At 37.8% G+C, this 4,505-nt stretch carries 3 protein-coding genes; 1 reads left to right on the top strand and 2 read right to left on the bottom strand.

What is annotated here, in order from left to right; translation table 11 throughout:
- Together glmS and M0Q17_RS10700 are read right to left on the bottom strand one after the other, a co-directional pair.
- On the bottom strand, positions 1-1,359 hold a 1,359-nt coding region (gene glmS, locus M0Q17_RS10705), incomplete at its 3' end, for a glutamine--fructose-6-phosphate transaminase (isomerizing) (RefSeq protein WP_295086698.1).
- A 93-nt stretch (positions 1,360-1,452) separates the two neighbouring features.
- On the bottom strand, positions 1,453-3,990 hold the full coding sequence (locus M0Q17_RS10700; RefSeq protein WP_295086696.1) for an HD domain-containing protein: 2,538 nt from the start codon (positions 3,988-3,990) through the stop codon (positions 1,453-1,455).
- 98 nt (positions 3,991-4,088) lie between these two features.
- Between M0Q17_RS10700 and M0Q17_RS10695 the strand changes: the two genes are divergently transcribed.
- Positions 4,089-4,376 (top strand): putative quinol monooxygenase, encoded by a 288-nt coding sequence (locus tag M0Q17_RS10695; RefSeq protein WP_295086694.1) that lies wholly within the window; start codon positions 4,089-4,091, stop codon positions 4,374-4,376.
- The last annotated feature ends 129 nt before the right edge of the window (positions 4,377-4,505 follow it).

Raw genomic sequence — 4,505 nt, 5'->3', positions numbered from 1 at the left:
TATGTGCTCATGCATCTCATCCGTAACTTTTACATGAGAGGGAACCTCGCGAAGCAGTGAGATATGTGATGCTATTTCACTTTTATTAAGTGAGTTTTTCATCTTTGCGATGTAGAGGCTTAGCATCCAAAAAACAGTGACTTGAGTTGCAAATGCTTTGGTTGAAGCGACCCCTTTTTCTATGCCCGCTCTTGTTAAAATAGTCGCATCTGCTAATCTTACCATAGAGGAATTATCAACGTTGCAGATAGCCAAAGTTTTGAGTCCTGCTGCTTTTGCCATCTTGAGAGTTTCAAGCGTATCGGCAGTTTCTCCGCTTTGAGAGATTACAACAAAAAGAGTATCTTTTGTCATAATCGGCTCTCTGTAACGAAACTCACTTGCAATCTCTAACGAAGTTCTTATCTTAGAATATCTCTCAAACAGATAAGATGCGCTCATCGCCGCGTGGTATGAAGTTCCGCATGCACACAGCTTTATCTCGTTTATGCCCTCAAAGAGAGATTTGTCAAGTTCATCAAAGAGAATCTCCCCTTCGCCGAGTCTTCCCATAAGCGTATCGGAGATTACAATGCTCTGCTCATAAATCTCCTTTTCCATAAAAAACCTAAAACCATCTTTTTGCGCAAGAAGTTTGTTTTGTGAAAGGGAACAAAATTTAGGCTCTTTTTGCACTCCCTCTTTGTCAAAAATAACTATTTCCTCAGGAGTTACATAACCGTAATCTCCATCTTCAAAATAGTTTACGCTTTGGCAATGTCCGATGAGCGGTGTATCAGAGGAGGCAAAATATTTCTCATTTTCGTCGTTTACTCCAACAATCATCGGCGAGCCCTGTTTTGCAAAAAAGATTGTCTTGCTCTCGCTTTTTGTAACAAGCAAAATCGCATAAGCACCGTGAAGCTCTTTTACGGTTTTTGCAAAAGCTTCAAAACTGTTTTTTGCGCTCTTTTGATTTTTCTCAAACTGATGCACGATTACTTCGGTGTCTGTTTGGCTTAAAAATGTAACCCCGTTTGCTTGAAGCTCTTTTTTTAGAGTTGCGTAATTTTCAATGATGCCGTTATGAACAACATAAGATGATTCGCCTATGTGAGGATGCGCATTTAACTCCGTCGGTTTTCCATGTGTCGCCCATCTTGTATGCCCGATACCAAGCGCAAAACCCTCTGTTTTAAAACCTTTTGTCTTCTCTTGAAGGTTGATAAGCTTTCCGACTGCTTTGTAGTTAGAGAACTTTCCATTTTCTAAAACTGCAATTCCCGCCGAGTCATATCCACGATACTCAAGCTCTTTTAAACCATCAAGTAAAATTTGTTTTGTATTTTTTTGACCTATATATCCAACAATCCCACACATAATGTATATTTCCTTTTACAATTAACAGAGCTTACTCTGACGCGCTTAGGCGGCTAGCTTTTCTAAAGAAACTAAAGTTTTGTGCCTTAGCGGCTAGCGTAGCAGTAGCAGACTTTGTTCGCTACTGCGTAAAGTTAACAGCGTATATATTTTTGCGACATTATTGCATATATCGTTTTGTTTTTGGATTAAGAAGCTATCTCGTACTTTATGTTTTGTGCTGTGGATTTTTGCAGTGACGATATTTATGCCAAGCTCTTCAAAACACTCCATGATATAAGCCAAAAGACCTTTTTGGTTTTTAGTGTGTATAGTTATTTCTGCATAAGCCAAAGAGTGTTCACAATCAATATCTATCTCATTTTTATGGATGGCTACATCTTTAAGCTTTACATGTCTACTCATATCAAAAGCGTTGTTGATGATACTTTTTATATGCTGTACTTCATTTTCATCTACATGTTCAATAAACTCTATCTTAAAATATTTCACGTCCTCAAAAAGCGTAAATATCTCCATGGAAGCAACATCAAGATGACTAAGAGATGCTAGAAGATAGCCTATATTTAGCGGAATTTTTCTGTAAATCTCTATAACCAAAGAGCTTTGAGAATTGATTGAAAAATCATACTTTTTTGTTTGGTACGCCTTTTTTGCAATCTCTATAATGTCATGGGGTGTATGTTTAAAGAAAAAGAGGTTTGACTCAATGCGCAGAAGTTTGCTACGCAAGAGTTTTGGCAGTTCGGTAAACTCTTGAAGTTTTGCTAAGCGCTTTTCAATATTTAGTCTCTTTGATGCATCTGTTATTCTGCCTAAGTTTTGGGCAACTTCTAGCGCGTTTATGTAGAGTTCGTGCAGAAGTTTTGAGGTAAAAGAGTTATAGACTCCTTCCCCCACGCCGTTTATGTCCGCGTAAGTGAGAACATATAGAAGTTGCAGATTTTTGACATCTCCCACGTTTGACATAAATTTATAGAGTGTTTTTTCGTTGTGTATGTTTTCTCTGAGTGCCACATTGCTCATGGTTACATGATGTTTTACCAAAGTCACGCATCTCTCTTTGTCCTCCTCTTTTAGTTTCATCTTTGTAGCAAATGGAGCGATAAGTTTGGCTCCGACTTCGCTGTGGTCTTGAACTCTGCCTTTTCCGCTGTCATGATAGAGGGTTGCAATCTTTAGTAAAAGCTTCTCCTCGCTGCTAAACTCATCGTAGAGTTTTTTGATGAAAGGCTCCTTGATATTTTCCAGCGCCTCAACACATTTGATGGAGTGAATATCTACGGGATAGTGATGGTAACCGTCAAACTGCGGTAGGTGAAGAACCTTTTTAAAAGCGCCAAAGAGATGATGAAGCACCCCTGCATCGTAAAAGAGTTTTAAAAAGCTGTACATGTATCTTTTTTTGAAGAGCTCTTTTAAAAGAGAGTATGTTTTAGCTTGAAGAGGGTGGGATATTTTTACATAGGTAAATTGACGCAAAAATCCTGAATCAAAATGGTATGGCTTATCTTCAAGCGAAATTAAGGTTTCAAGAAGTTTGTTGAGTGGTTGAATCGGCAGATTGTATGATGCATAGACTCTCTTGCCCTGTTTATAAATTCCTCTGCTTAGACGATTTTTTTTAAACTTGCCCAACTGTGAAATGTCGGCGATGTAGGGACGAATCATCTTTTTGACAAAAATTTGCGTAAAGTTGCTTATGCGCCACTGCGCTTCAAGAACTTTAGTAACCATCTTCTGTTGATTTTTAAATCCTAAAAGAAGGCTTACCTCAGGAATGAACTCCAAAAGAAGTCTGTCCTCTTGTTTGTTTGTAATAAGATGCAGAGCGCTTCTTGTGCGAAAGAGCAGCTCAAGCGCCATTCTATACTCTTTGTACTCCTCGTCTAAAAAGAGCACGCCTGCTAAATCCTTGAGCGTTTTTACTCCATAGATAGTGTGGGCAATCCAAAATATAAAGTTGGAGTCGCGAAGTCCGCCGACGCTCTCTTTGATGTTTGGCTGCATGGAGGTTGGATATTTTTTGCGTCTAGCTTGCGCTTCCGTAATCTTTGCTAAAATAAACTCTTTTTGGTTGTAAAGGCGTATTTTACTCAGCTCTTTGCTCGCTTCATGCCAAGTAAGCGTAGAACCTGTTACAAATCTAGCTTCCATCAGTGCCGTTCTGATGGTAATATCCTCTTTGCTTGAGGCAAAAAGGTCGCTTACTTTATGAACTCTATGCCCTAGTTTTAGTCCTGCATCAAGAGCAAGATAGAAAAATTTTTCAATTATAAGCTCACTGTTAAAGCCGTTTACTTCCGCATAAACTATAAGCAAATCTACATCACTGTGAACACAGAGCTGCTCACGCCCGTAACTCCCAAGTGCAACAATGGCTATGGGAATGGAGCTTCTCATGGGAAGATAGTTTCCAAAGATGCGTCTTAGAATTGTCTTGTACATCAAAGAGATGATAGAATCAAGCTGCTTTGTGTGGCGAACTAAAAAATCTTTTCCTTGATTTTTTTCAAATAGAGTATTTAGAGAAATCTTATATTCATATATAAAAGCTTTGAATAGTTTTGATAGTTCAAAATCACTACCGTTTTTTTCTATAATATCTTCAATTTGCAGTATTAAATCCACAGGAAATATCCTATATTTTTTTCTACTATTATAGTCTAATTCCTCAAATTGGATATAATCATTTTCGATTAAAAAATAAACAAAATTTGGAGAATAGTATGACAATAACCAAAAAAGTGACATTTATAGCAAAAAAAGATGGTGTCAAGAAGATGAAGGAGCTTTTAACCGCCATGGTTAAGCCAAGTAAAGCAGAAGATGGTTGTATATTTTATGATATTTTTCAGTGCATAGATAGACCTGAGAAGTTTTTTGCAGTTGAGACATGGAGAGATGAAGCCGCACTCGACGGACATAGAACATCAGATCACTATAAAATTTATAAAAATAATTATGAGCAGTATTGTGAGGATAAATACAGTGACGAGCTAGAGGTTTTGGGGTAAATTGGCCCTACACCCCCACCCCAGGGGTAATTGATCTGACTACACTTATTAGGACAAAGAATAGAAGCTATTCTTAGTTAAAATTACGAATAATAAGTGAGGGAAAAATGTCAAATAGCAAATACACCA

The sequence above is a fragment of the Sulfurimonas sp. genome, assembly GCF_023229105.1.
In the GTDB taxonomy this organism is placed as follows: Bacteria; Campylobacterota; Campylobacteria; order Campylobacterales; family Sulfurimonadaceae; genus Sulfurimonas.
Note: the sequence above shows the minus strand (reverse complement) of the source record. Positions and strands in the feature narration are given on the sequence as shown.

Excerpts from the sequence above, each read along its gene's own strand:
- M0Q17_RS10695 (WP_295086694.1), top strand. The coding sequence starts at position 4,089 with ATGACAATAACCAAAAAAGTGACATTTATAGCAAAAAAAGATGGTGTC.